The following is a 15,159-nucleotide window of genomic DNA, read 5'->3' as shown; positions in this document are numbered from 1 at the left end:
CTTCCCAGACAGCGTGCCCGGGGCAGCTGGGTTACTCGCCGCGCAGCTTGTGCAGAAAGCGCGGTGCGGTGCGGCCCAGCGGCAGTTTGAGCTTGCTGATGGCCTCGATACGCGCTTGGGCAATCTGATCGGCCGCCTGCTGCGGCGACACGCCCAGCTGCTCGGAGAGATCGAACACCTTTTCCAGATTGTGATAGATGCTGCGGATCAAGCGCATCGCGCGCTCGCGGTTATAGCCGTCGATCTCCAGCGACACGTTCATGACGCCGCCGGCATTGACCACGTAATCGGGTGCGTGCAGGATGCCGCGCTTGTGCAGCTCCTGCCCGATGGCGGCGCTGGCGAGCTGATTATTGGCGGTGCCGCAAATAATCTTGGCCTTGAGTTGCGGCAACGTCTCTTCGTTGATCGCGCCTTCCAGCGCGCATGGTGCGAATACATCGGCCTGCACTTGGTGAATTTCGTCCGGACGCACCGCTTCGGCGCCGTATTCGGTCACCGCGCGGTCTACCAGCGCCGGATCCAGATCGGCCACATACAGTTTCCCGCCGCGTTCCTTGAGCAGTTTTACCAGTTCCATGCCGATATGGCCCAGTCCCTGAATCGCGATGCTGGCCTTGCCGACTTCTTCGTGGCCGAGCTTGCGATTGAGCGAGGCCATCAGCGCCTGCAGCGCGCCATAGGCGGTGAACGGCGCCGGATCGCCGGAGCCGCGATGCACCTGGTGCACGCCGGTGACGTACTCGCTCTCCAGGTAGATCTGTTCCATGTCGTTGACGTCTGTACCCACGTCCTCGGAGGTGATGTAGCGCCCGCCCAGGGTGTCGACAAACCGGCCGAATGCGCGGAATAGCACCTCGGTTTTGTCGGTCTTAGGGTCGCCGATGATCACTGCCTTGCCGCCGCCGACGTTCAAGCCGGCCAGCGCGTTCTTGTAGGTCATGGTGCGGCTGAGCCGCAGCGCATCGTTGAGCGCGGCCTCGCTACTGGGGTAGGGGCGCATGCGCACGCCGCCCAATGCTGGCCCGAGACGGGTGCTGTGCAGGGCGATGATCGCCTTGAGGCCGGCGTCGCGGTTGTGACAGAAAATCACCTGCTCGTGGCCGGTGGTATCGAGGGTTTCGAAAAGCATCGAAGGCTCCGCGGGGCTGCGTGATGTGCCTTCCCTGAGGCCGGGTCTGGACCCGCGCAATGGGAAACAAAAAACGCGACGTCTGCAGACCCTGTCCGATCACCTCGCGCTGCAACATTTTAAACCACGTCGGCAGGGGGTTGTGTATGAATTTGTTCATCAATGCCGATGGCGCTGCTGTCGAAACCATAGCGTTCCCGGCCATTTGCTGCCGGCCGTGACCGGCAGGCCGGCGTGCTACGAATGCGGGTTGGGACGACCATCGGCATGCAGGTTGTCTAAGCACCCCTAGCCGGCGCGCGGCTGGACGCGGACACCGGCTCGGTCTGGCCACCGGCGCCGACGTCGTTGAGATAGACGCAGGCGGTGCGTGCGCACCTCAGGCAGCGCGGTGATGCCGAGCGACTGCAGCTGCCGCAGTAGTGTGGCTGGGCAGCGGCCTCGGGCAGCGGCGGCACGCCTTCGCCGCAGAACAGGCGCTCGGCCAACAGCGTGGCCGAGCGCGCGTCACCGGCTTTGGAAGGGCGTTCCAGCAAGGCCACGCATTGCCGTTGCCGATCCGGGTACTTCAAGCGCCCGTGCTGGATCGCCAACGCAGGTAGCGCGGGCGGTAGTTGGCTGCCGCCTGCGCCAGTGCACTCATTGCAGCGGGTTGTTGGCGTTGGGCAGCGGGGCCAGTTGTGTGAGAGAACGCGAGTGCATGGCCGCATCCTGAGCCTAGCCTAGGCCCTGTGCGATCAGCTGTTTGCGGACAACGCCAAGTGCGTCAGATACAGGCGCAGATCGAACTCCAGCTGGTGGTAGTTGGGTGTCATGTGATTGCAGAGTTGGTATGAAGGCTCTGTTGTGATCGGCCTCCTTCAAATGCGCTAACTCGTGAGCGATGATCATCCGCAGGAACGGTTTGGCGCATCGCGAAACACGGATGCGATACGGATTTCGCGGCTGGCCTTCAGTCGGCCGCCGTGCACGCGCGAGACTGCGGTATGTGTGCCCAATGCATGCTTCACCACCTGTAGGTGGTTGTCGTACATCGCCTTGTGCAAGGTGGGCGATGAGCGCATGTAGCGCTCCTTCGTCGCCTTGACGTAGTCGTACAAGTGGCGGTCGGTGCGGATCGCATGTCGGTCCGGATAGCGCCGCGCCGGCATCGTTGCGAGCTTGTCCTGGGCAATCAGTTCGCGCACCTGATCAAGGACGGCGGGTGGATAGCCGGCGAGATAGCGAAGAGTGTCCATGTCGATCGATTGCTGCGAGGTGCGCATGATCGCCGATGCAAAGCCTGGCTGGCCAATCCCTCCGATTTAGAGCGGCTAACAAAACGTAGCTAGCAGTCGTCAGGTGGGTGCGGACGGCGCGGAGGAACCATAGTGTACGACATGAGGATTTCGAGCAGCGGCCGCGCCCGCCTGGCGGCGCAGTAGCTTTGTTAGCCACTCCCAGTTGCGACACGCGCGCAGACGTCGTTTGGTCGCTGCTTTGTGATGCGCGTGAAGCGGATGCGGATGCGCGATGGCGAGCTGCCATGTCGATGGGATGCGCACGGCTTCGGGCACAAGCAGAACGCAAAGACCCTAGCTCCCTTGGTGAACGCCTAGCGACGTTCGATGATCTGTCAGCGACATTGTTAGGCAGTCGTGCAGTCATCGCGGCCGTCCGAACGCAGCGCAAGCGTGGTCGCGTGGGTTAGGCGTATTCACGAATGCGGCACATCCGGATGGGTAACGTGCAGTGCATGTTTTGCGGCGATGCGCCGCAATCACACGATTTAACAACGGCACTGTGCCGGATTGGGAGACGATAATATGATTAAATTGGCCATTATTTTCGCCATCATCGGACTGATTGCCGGTGCGCTCGGGTTCGGCGGCATGGCAGGCGCTGCGATGGGAATTGCCAAGTTGCTGTTCTGGGCTGGCATCATCATCGCTATCGTGCTGTTCGTGCTGGGCATGACGATCGCCAAGAAGGTAACCTGACGCGGAGCGTGCCGCCTGGCAGGCGAGCCGCCGTCGGCTGCCTCACCCGGCATACAAAGCAGCGGCTATAGGCCGCTCCTTTATTTTGTTTCTATGGTCGAAACGAAAAGGCCAGACAGTCACAGGCGATCTCGACCGTAACGGTCTCGCTCTGCGAGTGCCGCAATCAGACGCCAGTATTCTCGGCTGTCGTATGTAAGGCGATATTGAGCTGATCGATGGTCACGATCCAGTCGGCATCTTCGAGGCGTTCTTCACGCAATAGCTGCGCTTGGGCGGGCGTCCAGAATGGTGCTTCTTCCAGGCGCATTTCGCCCGGTAATGGAGAATGCTCGGCGATGAAGTTGCAAATGCTGGTTTCGTCTGACGGCAGGCCAAGCTGGGCGAACAGTTCTGATAACGGGTGGACGGGTTGTTCCATGGCAGATTCCTCGCGCGTACGGATGATTGAATGCTAGGGAGCCTCTGAACGACTCCTGTCTAGATGCGCGACGCTACACATCTACGTTTCCCGACGCGACCACGATTCTCAACGTTGTCCGCTTACTGGAGACGCATAGCGTTGCCAAGCGTATGTCGGAGACGGTGGATGATCATTGGTGTGGACGAGTTCTACAGCTTGGTTCACCACGTGCACTGCACCGCAGCCAAGGTGGGCGATGTCGCGGTGACGCATGCGTTGCTGCACGGCAAGCAATACAGCGTGTTCGGCGACAGCGGCGATAGCGGTGCGGATAAACGACTTTAATTTGCAGTTTTCCCACGTAATGGCCGACGGTAATGTGTCGACGGCGTAATGATCATTGGATCGGACCATAGTTGGAGCCTGGCGTGTAGTCATAGTCGGGGTTGCGTTGCGGTTCCTGCACGGTGCCACAGCTAAGATTTAAGGAGTGCGAGCCCACCAAGATGCATCCATATCTTGCCCATACCGTTCGTCCTCGTTGTTGTGCTCAGCGCTTCCCACCAAAAATACTGCCGAAAATACCGCGCACGATCTGCTGCCCAATCTTGTTGCCGATCGTACGAGACGTCTGCTTTGCCATCGCTTCGAGCATGCCTTGACGACGGCTGCTGCCAAATACAGCGTCTTTGACAGCCTTGCCGAAGCCGCTGTCTTGCGTGTCGTCATCTTCGCGCGTGCGGGCCAGCGGTGCAGCGCTGCGTTCGGCGAGCTGTTCGACACGCCGCGCGAGCAGTTCTGCGGCCGATTCGCGGTTGATCGTGGTGTCGTAGCGGGTACCGACCAGACTGGCTGCACGTACCTGTGCGCGTTCGCTCGCGCTGATGGCGCCCATGCGGCAGCGCGGTGGTGCGATGAGAGTCTGCTGCACAGGAGCGGGCACGCCCTTGCCTTGCAGCGGCGACACCAGTGCCTCGCCGGTGCCCAGGCTGGAGATCGCGGTCGCTACATCGAGTTTGGGGTTGGCGACAAAAGTCTGCGCCGTCGTCTTGACCGCTTTCTGATCGCGCGGTGTGTACGCACGCAGCGCGTGCTGCACGCGGTTGCCCAACTGGCCGAGGATGTTGTCGGGGATGTCGTCGGGAAACTGCGAGCAGAAATACACTCCCACACCCTTGGAGCGAATCAATCGCACGACTTGTTCGATGCGCTGCACCAGCGCGGCTGGCGCATCGTCGAACAGCAGATGCGCTTCGTCGAACACGAATACCAGCTTTGGTTGTTCCAGGTCGCCCACTTCGGGCAAACGCTCGAACAGTTCCGACAATAGCCACAACAGGAAGGTGGAATACAACTTTGGCTTGAGCACCAGTTGGTTGGCTGCCAGGATGCCGATCACGCCGCGGCCATCCGGCGCCACGCGCATCAGTTCGGCCAGTTCCAGCGCCGGTTCACCGAAGAACTGCTCGCCGCCGTCCTGCGTTAAACGTAGCAAGGCGCGCTGGATCGCCGCCACCGATTGGCTGGAAACCAGGCCATAACTGGTGGACAACTCTTTGCGTTCTTCGACGACCAATGCGAGCAATGCGCGCAGGTCGTCCAGGTCCAGCAATATCAGGCCGCGGTCGTCGGCCAGCTTGAACACGATGTCCAGCACGCCGGATTGGGTGTCGTTGAGTTCCAGAATGCGCGCGAGCAGGGTGGGGCCCATCTCGCTGACGGTGGTGCGCACCGGATGCCCGAGCTGTCCATACAGGTCCCAGAGCACCACCGGGCTGGCCGCTGGCGCGTAGTCGGCGATGCCCGCATCCGTGGCGCGCTGCAGCACGCCGGCTGCGCCGTCGCCGGCAACCGCCAAGCCAGCCACGTCGCCTTTCACGTCGGCCAGGAACACCGGCACCCCCAGGCGCGAGAAGCCTTCGGCCAGGGTCATCAAGGTAACGGTCTTGCCGGTTCCGGTGGCGCCGGCCACCAGGCCATGGCGATTGCCGAAGCGTGCTTCAAGCAGGACCGCAATATCGTCGGTGATGCCTTTGCCGAGGAGGAACGAGGCCATTGCGCAGATCCGTTGGGAAAGTCCGGATTCTAGCGGGCAATACTGGCGGGAAAACCAGGCGGAGAGTGCCCACCCCATTTTCGATCGAAACAGCCGGCAACCAAGCGCGGACATGCAGTCAGATACCCAACCACCCCCAACAGTCAATCGCGCAGGTCTTCCCAGCATCGATCGCATCGATCAGGCCAGCGGCCCACCGACCCTGCCAGCCCGGCCGCCTTGCCCAGGTGTCGCCCCGGCGGCTACTCTGCCAGCCTTTCCGCTGTACTGCCTACGATGCCGCTCGCTCATTTTGATTCGCGCCCATGGCCGGTTCTGGTCGTGGTGGCGCTGATGTCTGTCGTCCCCGCTGCCCACGCCATCTCCAAACGCGACACGGAGAAGGCGGCCGTGCTCGATACACGCATGGCTGCCGCCGAAAAGCGCTATCGCGATGCGCTGGTGCTGGTGAACAACTCCGACCCCAAAGGCACCGCAGAAGGTGATGCCGCGCTGGAGGACATGGAGGACGTCATCGACGCCTGCATCAAGCAGCGTGGCTGCCTGGTCGCCAATCAGCTGGCCACCTACAAGCGCCTGCTGAAGGCGCGCGCCGATGCCGAGGCCCCGGCCGCTGAAGATCCGGAAGACGACGACACCCTGTTGCAGGCCGACCCGGACCACCTCGGCCCGGCCGCTAACGGCGTGCCCGAGGCCGCGCGTGCAGCCACGCTGCTCAACGACCAGCGGCACGATTTCGACAAGATGGTGCAGTACAACCCGGCGGTCCAGGCCGGCATCCGTCGCTGGCTGACCGACATGCGCCCGGCATTGCTGACCAGCTATGATAATTACAGCAACCTACGCGGCGTGATGTGGCCGGAATGGCAGAAGCGCGGCCTGCCCGAAGCGTTGCTGTTCGGCATCATGGCCAAGGAATCCAATGGCAAGGTGCACGCCAGTTCGCGTGCCGGCGCCGCCGGTCTGATGCAGTTCATGCCGGCCACCGGTCGTCGTTTCGGTCTGGGCCCGGACGGTAGCGGATTCGATACGCGCTTCGATGCGCGCAGCGCCGCCGAAGCCAGCGCCACCTATCTCAACGAGCGCATGGCCGGGCTCAACCGCAACATCGAACTGGCGCTGGCCGCCTACAACGGCGGCGAAGGCCGCGCGACGCGTGTGTTTTCTCAGAGCGGCGGGCGCGGATTCTGGGATCAGGACGTCTACAACCAGTTTCCGGCCGAAACCAAGGATTACGTACCGATGGTGATCGCCGCAGCGTGGATCTTCCTGCACCCTCGCCAGTACGGCGTGGACTTCGCCAAGCTCGACGCGCAGCCGGCGACGCTGAAGCTGGCCAAGTCGACCACCATTTACGAACTCACCATCTGCCTGGGGAGCATGGGCACGCGCGATGGCTATATGCGCGCGTTGCGCAACCTCAACCCACGCTACGAATCAGATGGCTGGATTCCGGCTGGCACCGTCATCAACGCTACCAACCGCATTGCCAGCCTGTACACGCGGTACTGCATCAACGGCCCGCGTGCGGACCTGGCGCGCACGCTGATCACTGCCGACCTCAACAGTGCGATCGTGCGCAGCGGCGCTACCGAATACGTGCCCAGCGTTGCAGTGGGTGATGTCAGCCCGATGGCCGGCGTGCCGACCACCTTGTCCACCGGCCAGCCGGCGGTCGCCAAGCCCAAGGCCAAGCAGGCTCGCAGCTACACCATCGCCAGAGGCGACACGCTCGGTCGCGTTGCGCAGAAGTACCAGTGCGAAATCAAGGAGCTGGCCAAGGCCAACGGCCTGAAAGCGCCGTCGTATGCGCTCACACCGGGACAGAGCATCAAGCTGGCCGGTTGCGACCGGTAGGTTTGCGATATGGATGTGCGGGCATCCGGCTTGCGGGTGTCCGACTAACTTTCGTAGATGTGGGCTTGCCTACGATGCCGCATTCTCAAGATGCCTCATCGCGAGCAAGCCCGCTACTGCCTCCAGCCGCGATCCGCACACGCCGACATCGGCTGCAATGCCGTCGTGCATGCCGCACCGCCGCACTGCGACCGTGCCGGCGCTCTGCACAACCGGGCTGACTCTTTCGCTCATCCAGCGGCTATATTGATGCTCATGAAACGTAGGGGCGGGGGCGCGATGCGTCCCATACAAGGGTTAGGTGCACTGCTGTTGATGACATGCAGCGGTGCTGTCATGGCGTTGGGGTTGGGCGATATCCGGGTGCTGTCCAAGCCAGGGCAACCGCTGGTGGCCGAGATTCCGGTCATCTCCAACGAGCCCGGCGAACTCGACAACGCACGCGTGGCGCTGGCGTCGGCCACCACGTTTGCGCGGGTCGGTTTGGAGCGGCCGCAGGGATTGGTCAGCAACCTGCAATTCCAGTTTGCGCAGGACGTACGTGGGCGCGCGGTGATTCGCGTGACCAGTGGTAAGGCTGTAGACCAGCCGGCGATCAACTTCTTGATCGAAGTGGAGTGGGGCCAGGGCCGCTTGGTGCGCGAATATTCCGCGCTGGTCGACGCGCCAAACGCTGCGGCCGTACTTGCCGAGCCGGCCATCGGAGCGCCGCGGTCCGGGGCCAGTAACGCCATCGCGCGCGAACTCCCAGCCGTACCTGCCAGGGATCGCTCAGGGCAAAGCACCGCAGGAGCTGCACCCGCTGCGCTTACTGCAGCAAGTGCTTCTGCTGCCGCCGCGAGCCAGCCTGGCGATGCCTTGCCGATAGTACGCTCGGGCCAGACCTTGTCGGAGATCGCGGCGGTAGTGGCGCGTTCCAGCGGGCATTCGCTGGATCAGACCATGCTGGCGCTGCTGCGGACCAATCCGGACGCCTTCATCAACGCCAACATCAATCGACTGAAGCAAGGCGCGGTGCTGCGTACGCCGCAGGAAGACGTGTTGGCACAGGTCGGCGCTGCGGAAGCGACGATAATGGTGCGCGAGCAGGCAACCCAATGGCGGCAGGCGCGTTCGGCGATCCCGCAGCCCGCCGAAGCCGGTGCCGCTGCTTCATCAACGCCGTCTCCTGCCGCACTTGCTTCACCTACCGCAGCCGGTGCCGGTGCGCGGCTAGAAATCGCCCCAGCAGTGGCGAGTCAAACCAACAAGGCCGGAGCCACGTCCGGCACCAGTGCCGAAGGCAAGGGCGAGATGGCGGCCAACCAACAGTTGCAACAGGCCAAGGAGGACATCGCCACCCGCGATGCGGAATTGCAGGATCTACGCACGCGTGTGGCCGATCTGGAAAAGCTCAAGCAGCAACAGCAAGCCTTGATCGCGATGAAGGACACCGACTTGGTGGCCGCACAAAAGCGCTTGTCGGAAACACCGGCTGCCGCACAACAGGGCGCCGGCTTCCCGTTGTGGTTGATCGGGGGGCTGGTGTTGATCGTCACTGCGGTGGTCGCGTGGCTGGCTGCACGTCGCCGCAAACCGTCGCCGCTGCCGCCGTTGCCGCAGCGTCAGTCCGACTTCGTGCCTGTCGGCGCCGCTGCAGAAGCAGCCGAGCCGAATGACGATGCGCAGGCCACCATGCCAAGCGAACGCGATGTGGTGCATGAGACCGACTTCGAGCAGTTCGATCTGCGCAACGTCGAGCGTAGCTACTACGCCAAGCCGCCGCTTTCCGACGTGCTGCGCGGCGAGCCGGTGGCCGCGCCGCCAGCGGTCACCAGCGACGATTGGCGTTCACTGCGCGCAGCGCCGCCAGCGCAGGTGGTGGAACCGGAGTTCGTTGAGCCTCGGTACTCAGCGCCGCAGCATGTCGAGTCTGGGCAAGCGGAGTCGCAGGACGTAGACGCCGGGCACGCCGTCAACGATCTGCCGCCGACCGTTCCATCCGCATCGGTAGCCACGCAGAACAGCCTGGATTTCGATCAAGCCAACGTCGCCCCCGTCGCTGCGCCGAGCGCGTCAACCAGAAGGGAATTTACCTCCACCGGGCGCGATCGCCTGGAGCTGGCGGTCGCCTATATGGATCTCGGCGACAAGGACAGTGCACGCGGCCTGCTGCTGGAAGTCGCTGCAACCGGCGATGACGCCAGCCGCGCCGAAGCTGCCGAGCTGCTGGAACGCCTGACATGAGCCCTGCCATGGACAGCATCGTCGCAGGCCGGGCTGCCGCACGCGAACGCCGCATCGATTACGTCGAATTCGCATCCATCGACCCGGAGGTCAGCCGTGCCTTCTTCGAGACCGTGTTCGGCTGGCAATTCCAAGCTTGTAGCCCGGATTATCTGACTTTCAACGACGGCCGCCTGCACGGTGGTTTCTATCGTGCCATTGCGCCCGCAGCTGCCGAAGGCGGCCCGCTGGTCGTACTGTATGCCGACGACCTGCCACCGAGTGTGAGTGACAGAACACCTGCACGGCCGCCAGATTGGTGCGGCGGGTGTTCAGTGCGGCATCTATGACTCGTAGAATGTGAGTTTTTCCCTGCCGTCCGCGCGCGCTTTTCGTTAGCCGCTGTTGGTCCGCGGACTCAATCGATTCAACAACAGGCAGGTAGCGATGCGTTACGCTCTGGGCGTGGAGTATGACGGCAGCGAGTTTCAGGGCTGGCAGCAGTTGGGCGCCCATGGCGGGCCGAGCGTGCAGGCCAGCCTGCAGGCGGCGTTGTCCTCGGTGGCTGACGCACCGGTGCAAGTGGTTTGCGCAGGCCGCACCGATGCCGGCGTGCATGGCCAATGCCAGGTGGTGCATTTCGACAGCGATGCGTGCCGCGAACCGCGCGGCTGGATGCTCGGCACCACCGCGCGCCTGCCGCCTTCGATCGCGGTGCGCTGGTGCGTGCCGGCGCCCGCCGACTTTCATGCGCGGTTTTCCGCGCGCGCGCGACGTTATCGCTATCGCCTGCTCAATCGTCAGATACGCCCGGCGCTGTATCGGCAGACCTTGAGCTGGGAGCGCCGCTCACTCGATGCCGATGCCATGCATATCGCAGCGCAGGCCTTGCTGGGCGAGAACGACTTCAGCGCATTTCGTAGTGTGCAGTGCCAGGCGTTGCATGCGCGCCGCAACCTGCAGGCCATCACCGTGCAGCGCCTCGGCGAGGTGGTAGAGGTGCAAGTGCAGGCCAATGCATTCCTTCATCACATGGTGCGGAATATTGTTGGTTCGCTGATTTTGGTCGGTACCGGCGAGCAGCCGGCCGACTGGATCGCGACGTTGCTCGCCGGACGCGACCGCACTATGGCCGGACCGACAGCGCCGCCACAAGGCCTGGTATTTATCGGACCTCTGTATCCTGCAGAGTTGCATCTGCCCGCTGAGGTGACCCAATGAATCGATCGCTGTACCGCACCCGTATCAAGTTCTGTGGCATGACCCGAGCTGGTGATATCCGACTGGCCGGCGAGCTGGGTGTGGACGCGGTGGGTTTCATCTTTGCGCACGGCAGCCCGCGGCGCGTGGCACCGGCCGAGGCGCGCGCAATGCGCCAGGCCACCGCGCCGATGGTCGATGTGGTGGCGTTGTTCCGCAACAACTTAAAGGAAGAAGTGCGCGAAGTTGTGCGCACCGTGCGCCCAACCTTGCTGCAGTTTCATGGCGAGGAAGACGACGCGTTCTGCCGTAGTTTCAACTTGCCTTACCTCAAGGCGGTGCCGATGGGCAGCGCTGGCGTGAACGGCGAAGATGCTAACGCGCGTACCTTGCAGCTCGCTTATCCCAATACCGCCGGCTTCCTGTTCGACAGCCATGCGCCCGGCGCAGGCGGCGGCACCGGCAAGACCTTCGACTGGTCGCGCTTGCCGACCGGTCTGCATCGCCCATTTCTGCTGGCTGGCGGTATCACCGACGAAAACGTGTTCGACGCGATCGTGGCGACGTTGCCGTGGGGCGTGGATGTGTCCAGCGGCGTGGAGCTGGCGCCGGGCATCAAGGACGGCCACAAGATGCGCAAGTTCGTCGAGGAAGTGCGCCGCGCTGACTGCCACGAAATGAGCTGATCCAGCCGATAGCCGATTGCCATGCACTTCGCGGCATCGTCTGCGCGGCGCGTTGACGCGAGGCAAAGCCTGGGCCTGTTCGACATCGGGCCAGGTTGCGTCCGACGCTAAAGCTCCCAAGGCCGGTGCCCGCGCGAAGCTGCAGCCGGGCGCCATGCCGGTTTCGTTACGGGGCGCTGCAGAACGTGTATTGCAATGCATTCGTGCGCTAGTTCTCGCAGTGCTGCGATTCGCCCACGCGTTCCGGTTGGCATCCGCCAGCATGGTCTATCCGAGCGGTGGGCTCAATTCACTCACTGATCGTCGTCGAGGAGCTGCCAATCTCCTGTATTTTGGCAGCAGGTGTCTGATCCGGCTGACTCCGCGCCCACTGTCCACTGCTGGGCGCAACGGCTTCCGGCGGTGTGACAATTGCCTCCAGAGCGCCCCCTTGGCGTTGCGCTGCCACCGCACTGCGCACCCTGGCGTGTGCCTGATAGGTCTGGTTCGTGTTGCGATAAGAGAGCCCGTACGACGCGGCCGTGGATGTGGCGTATAGGAAAGCTGAGGCTGACGGGTTTCGCTCTGCCAACTTGCTGGACATGGCAACGTTCTGCATCGCGAGATTGATCATGCCGGCCAACTGATTCCACGAAAAACGCGCGATAGAGTGGTCCAGCACGCGATCGTGGTCGGTCATCGGCAGCTTGTCGCCGACGTTGAAGATTTGTTCCCCGCCGACCTGCTTGGTCTCGTAGTGCTTGGCCAATGACGCGTCTACTACTTCCACGGCACTATTGAAGAGCGCCCGCACCGCGGCAATCGCGGCGAATTCTCCAAATTCACTCGTGTGCCCCGGCATCCGCAGTTCTAGACTCGACTTGATGCTTTCACCCGCCAAATTGGCGGCGGATGTGGACAACAATGTGGTGAGCGAGTAAGCGGTGGCCATTGCACTCATGTTGTGGTCATTGACGCCGCTGGTCGACGGTCCTCGGGTGGCTACCAGTTTGACGCTGGCCTGCATGAGTTCGCGCATTCCCGCATAGACGATGTTGCGCAGCTGAATCGCTAGTACTTGAGTGGGAATCGTGCAATCGCCCGCTGCTGCAGCTAACGAAGTCATCGTCAGAAATCCGCCTTCGGCGATGACCTGATTGGCGGTCACGCGGCGCGAATCGGCGCGCTGAATCGCCTTTTTTTCGGTTTTTTCCGCTTCGGGCAGAGCGTCCCATTGCGCATCGCTCAGACCGAAATGGCCTTTAACCGCAGCGATCTGGTCGCGTCGCATGCGTGGTTGACGCACTTTGGCATGCGCCAGGATCGCCATCATCGACACCACGCTCTGCATGCCGACGATGGCGAACGGATTTTCCTTGGCGAATTTGGAATTCGCCAGGAGTCTGTAGATGTTCAACATCGTGACTTCGCGTGTGAAGGTGGGAATGCCGCAGGTCGCCAGTTGCTGCAGGGAGTGGCCGGCGTAGGCTCCCAAAGCGGTACGGCTGGGTAGCCGGTCCAGCAGCAAATCCTGGGCCATGGTCTTTATCGAATCGGCTGCTACCAGAAGGCTCTGCGAGGTGTGATTCATGCCTGCGAAGAGTTTGTCATGGACGCTCTGCGCCGCATTTTTGGATTGGCTGGCTATCTCTTCGCCGCACTTTTGAATACCGTTACGGCAAGCGGTTCCAGTCCTGTACGCCAAAGCTCCTGTGCGCGCTGCGAGTTGTCTGCTTTTTTGCTGAATGCTGCTGGTGCTGTCTTGCGCTTGCGTCGGCGAGGGCGGCGGTAAAGAGCGTTGGCCGGTTTCTAGATCGATTGTCGTGGGCGTCTCCGGGGACGGCTGCGTGATGTGACCGGGAGAGCCGGGTTCGCCGCGAGATGCCGGCCTGCGCGGAGGGCGGGTGCTCGGCAATCCGCCAAATCCCGGTGTTGCGGCCGGAAAGTGTTCTGCGGTGTTGGCCGCTATGTTGATCTGGTCTTCGTTGCCATACATATTTTCCGGAGGCGAGCTGAGAAAAGATCGCAACGTTTTCGAATGTTGTGCTTTCGTAGGCATTTCAGCTCCGATCGGTACGTCGGCCACGCCGACGATGGTGGCGCATGGTGCATGTGCTCGGCTCCGGCACCATGCGATGTGAGTACGAAGTCCGCTGCATCTGCCTGGTTGCGGACTTATCCGGCTGACGTGCCGGAGTAATGCTGCATCGGTTGAATGCTCCTCCGATCGATCCGCGGATAATTCCGTGCAGCGGGCGCAATAAAGCCCAAGGCAGTCCCTCCGTCATCGTCGCGCCAAGCCTGCTTGGCAGGCGCTCGCTGCATCGCGCAAATGCATCAAAGAACGGCCAGCAAGTTGCGGTTCCTGCTTGCGGCTTGGATATAGGTTCGACTGCTTATTTCGATTCGTAATCAGCATATGCCGCTTGGATTTTGGGAGATTTTTTTATCAGCTTATGCGTTGCAACGAATTGATGCATACATAACCGAAGCGACTGGAAAGTAAATGGGCCGAAATTTGCTTAATAGGAGTCGCACGGACGTCATTCTCTCGCATTGCGTGCATCGTGCAGAACGATGCGCGCATGCTTGTAGGCATCGTCGCGGCCGGACCGTTGGCCTGGTGCGAGCTTGCGTATCAGGAATGCGCAACGCGCACTCAGCCTCCCTGGGTGTCGGGTTGCGCAGGAGACTCCAGAGCGTGTTTCAACCACTGCGCTAGCCGATCCACGCGCGCGTCCTTACCGCGGCGTGGGCTCGCCAGCAACCACTTGCCGCCAGTCGCCAAAAAGCCCCACGGTGCCAGCAGTCGGCCTGCTACGATGTCTTCCGAGACCAGTGGCTGCGGTGCAATCGCGATGCCCAGCCCGGCGTTTGCCGCTTCGAGTAGATAGTACAAATGCTCGAATTCCGCGGCGAATGCGCTATCAGGCAACTCCATGCCCGCCTGCTGCGCCCATTGCGACCATGCCTGCGGCCGCGACCGCACTTGCAGTAAAGGCGCGTTGCGCAATGCCTGCGGCGGTGCGTGTTGCAATGTCGCTGCCAGCGGGTGGCGCGGACTGAGGACCGGTCCGATGCGCTCATCGTCCAGCGTATGCAAGTGCCAATCGCCGGGCCAGGGCGATGTCGCCAACAGCATTGCCGCGTCCAAGCCCGAAAGCGCTTCATCCGGGTCTTCCTCCTGAGCGACCAGGTGCAAGCGGATGTCCGGCAGATCCATGTTCAGCCTGGCCAAGCGCGGGATGACCCAGCGCGCCAGCACGCTGCCGGAGCAGCCCAGCACCAGCGGCGCATCGCCGCGGCGCTGGCGTAGCTCGGCCCAGGCGCTGCCAAGCAAGGAGAACGCTTCGCTGCTGGCCTCGCGCAGTCGGGTGCCTGCAGCGGTCAGCACCAGACCGCGCCCCTGCTTTGCGAACAATGCAGCACCCAGCGATTGCTCGAGCGTGCGGATATGCCGGCTGATAGCGCCATGGGTCACGTGTAGTTCCTGCGCGGCCCGGCTGACGCTCTGCAGGCGCGCAGCCGCTTCGAAGGCGCGCAGCGCTGCTAATGGAGGAAGCAATACGCTCACGTGTGACTCCAGATCACAGATTGCAGCAATCTTATCGATGTATGGCTCGTCATGGCTACGCTAAAGTGGCGGTCCTTATACGAGCGCA

10 protein-coding genes, 1 other RNA gene and 4 pseudogenes are annotated in these 15,159 nt (G+C 62.5%); 7 read left to right on the top strand and 8 right to left on the bottom strand.

Annotation, left to right across the window (positions count from 1 at the left end; translation table 11 throughout):
* Window positions 1-31 precede the first annotated feature (31 nt).
* The 4 genes and pseudogenes from J5I97_RS12465 to J5I97_RS12450 form a co-directional block, all read right to left on the bottom strand.
* Window positions 32-1,132 carry a Glu/Leu/Phe/Val dehydrogenase gene (locus J5I97_RS12465; RefSeq protein WP_208586836.1) on the bottom strand — a complete coding sequence of 367 codons (1,101 nt, stop codon included), beginning with the start codon at window positions 1,130-1,132 and terminating at the stop codon, window positions 32-34.
* 159 nt (window positions 1,133-1,291) lie between these two features.
* A pseudogene (locus tag J5I97_RS20585) lies at window positions 1,292-1,761 on the bottom strand (hypothetical protein); the annotation flags it as partial.
* A 108-nt stretch (window positions 1,762-1,869) separates the two neighbouring features.
* Window positions 1,870-2,397 (bottom strand): annotated as a pseudogene (locus tag J5I97_RS12455) (YgjP-like metallopeptidase domain-containing protein).
* Between the two features lie 46 nt (window positions 2,398-2,443).
* A non-coding RNA gene (locus tag J5I97_RS12450) (sX9 sRNA) lies at window positions 2,444-2,513 on the bottom strand.
* Window positions 2,514-2,937: 424 nt separating this feature from the next.
* Here J5I97_RS12450 and J5I97_RS12445 point away from each other — a divergent pair.
* Window positions 2,938-3,111, top strand: coding sequence for a DUF1328 domain-containing protein (locus tag J5I97_RS12445; RefSeq protein WP_208591727.1), 174 nt, complete (start codon window positions 2,938-2,940; stop codon window positions 3,109-3,111).
* A gap of 166 nt (window positions 3,112-3,277) precedes the next feature.
* Here J5I97_RS12445 and J5I97_RS12440 read toward each other — a convergent pair whose 3' ends face one another.
* On the bottom strand, window positions 3,278-3,532 hold the full coding sequence (locus J5I97_RS12440) for a DUF2789 domain-containing protein (RefSeq protein ID WP_208586835.1): 255 nt from the start codon (window positions 3,530-3,532) through the stop codon (window positions 3,278-3,280).
* Window positions 3,533-3,705: 173 nt separating this feature from the next.
* Between J5I97_RS12440 and J5I97_RS20580 the strand changes: the two are divergent.
* Window positions 3,706-3,853, top strand: a pseudogene (locus tag J5I97_RS20580) (IS5/IS1182 family transposase); the annotation flags it as partial.
* A gap of 211 nt (window positions 3,854-4,064) precedes the next feature.
* Here the strand turns inward: J5I97_RS20580 and J5I97_RS12430 are convergent.
* Window positions 4,065-5,570 (bottom strand): helicase HerA-like domain-containing protein, encoded by a 1,506-nt coding sequence (locus tag J5I97_RS12430; RefSeq protein ID WP_208586833.1) that lies wholly within the window; start codon window positions 5,568-5,570, stop codon window positions 4,065-4,067.
* A 276-nt stretch (window positions 5,571-5,846) separates the two neighbouring features.
* Here J5I97_RS12430 and J5I97_RS12425 point away from each other — a divergent pair, with 276 nt between their 5' ends.
* The 5 genes and pseudogenes from J5I97_RS12425 to J5I97_RS12405 all read left to right on the top strand — a co-directional run bounded on the left by J5I97_RS12425 (window position 5,847) and on the right by J5I97_RS12405 (window position 11,518).
* Window positions 5,847-7,427 (top strand): transglycosylase SLT domain-containing protein, encoded by a 1,581-nt coding sequence (locus J5I97_RS12425; protein WP_208586831.1) that lies wholly within the window; start codon window positions 5,847-5,849, stop codon window positions 7,425-7,427.
* Window positions 7,428-7,706: 279 nt separating this feature from the next.
* On the top strand, window positions 7,707-9,653 hold the full coding sequence (locus J5I97_RS12420) for a type IV pilus assembly protein FimV (protein ID WP_208586830.1): 1,947 nt from the start codon (window positions 7,707-7,709) through the stop codon (window positions 9,651-9,653).
* A pseudogene (locus J5I97_RS12415) lies at window positions 9,650-9,913 on the top strand (VOC family protein); the annotation flags it as partial. The gene J5I97_RS12420 and the pseudogene J5I97_RS12415, both read left to right, overlap by 4 nt.
* 166 nt (window positions 9,914-10,079) lie before the next feature.
* Window positions 10,080-10,853, top strand: a complete 774-nt coding sequence (gene truA / locus J5I97_RS12410) for a tRNA pseudouridine(38-40) synthase TruA (protein WP_208586828.1) — start codon at window positions 10,080-10,082, stop codon at window positions 10,851-10,853.
* Window positions 10,850-11,518, top strand: a complete 669-nt coding sequence (locus tag J5I97_RS12405; protein WP_208586826.1) for a phosphoribosylanthranilate isomerase — start codon at window positions 10,850-10,852, stop codon at window positions 11,516-11,518. The genes truA and J5I97_RS12405 overlap by 4 nt, the downstream gene beginning before the upstream one ends.
* A 289-nt stretch (window positions 11,519-11,807) precedes the next feature.
* On the opposite strand, the gene J5I97_RS12400 is transcribed toward J5I97_RS12405, so the two are convergent.
* On the bottom strand, window positions 11,808-13,583 hold the full coding sequence (locus J5I97_RS12400) for a hypothetical protein (RefSeq protein WP_208586825.1): 1,776 nt from the start codon (window positions 13,581-13,583) through the stop codon (window positions 11,808-11,810).
* 573 nt (window positions 13,584-14,156) lie between these two features.
* Complete coding sequence (locus J5I97_RS12395; protein WP_208586824.1) at window positions 14,157-15,071, bottom strand: LysR family transcriptional regulator; 915 nt, start codon at window positions 15,069-15,071, stop codon at window positions 14,157-14,159.
* Between the last annotated feature and the right edge of the window lie 88 nt (window positions 15,072-15,159).

The organism is Xanthomonas fragariae, assembly GCF_017603965.1.
Taxonomy (GTDB): Bacteria; Pseudomonadota; Gammaproteobacteria; order Xanthomonadales; family Xanthomonadaceae; genus Xanthomonas; species Xanthomonas fragariae_A.
This window is presented reverse-complemented; position numbering and strand designations above follow the sequence as displayed.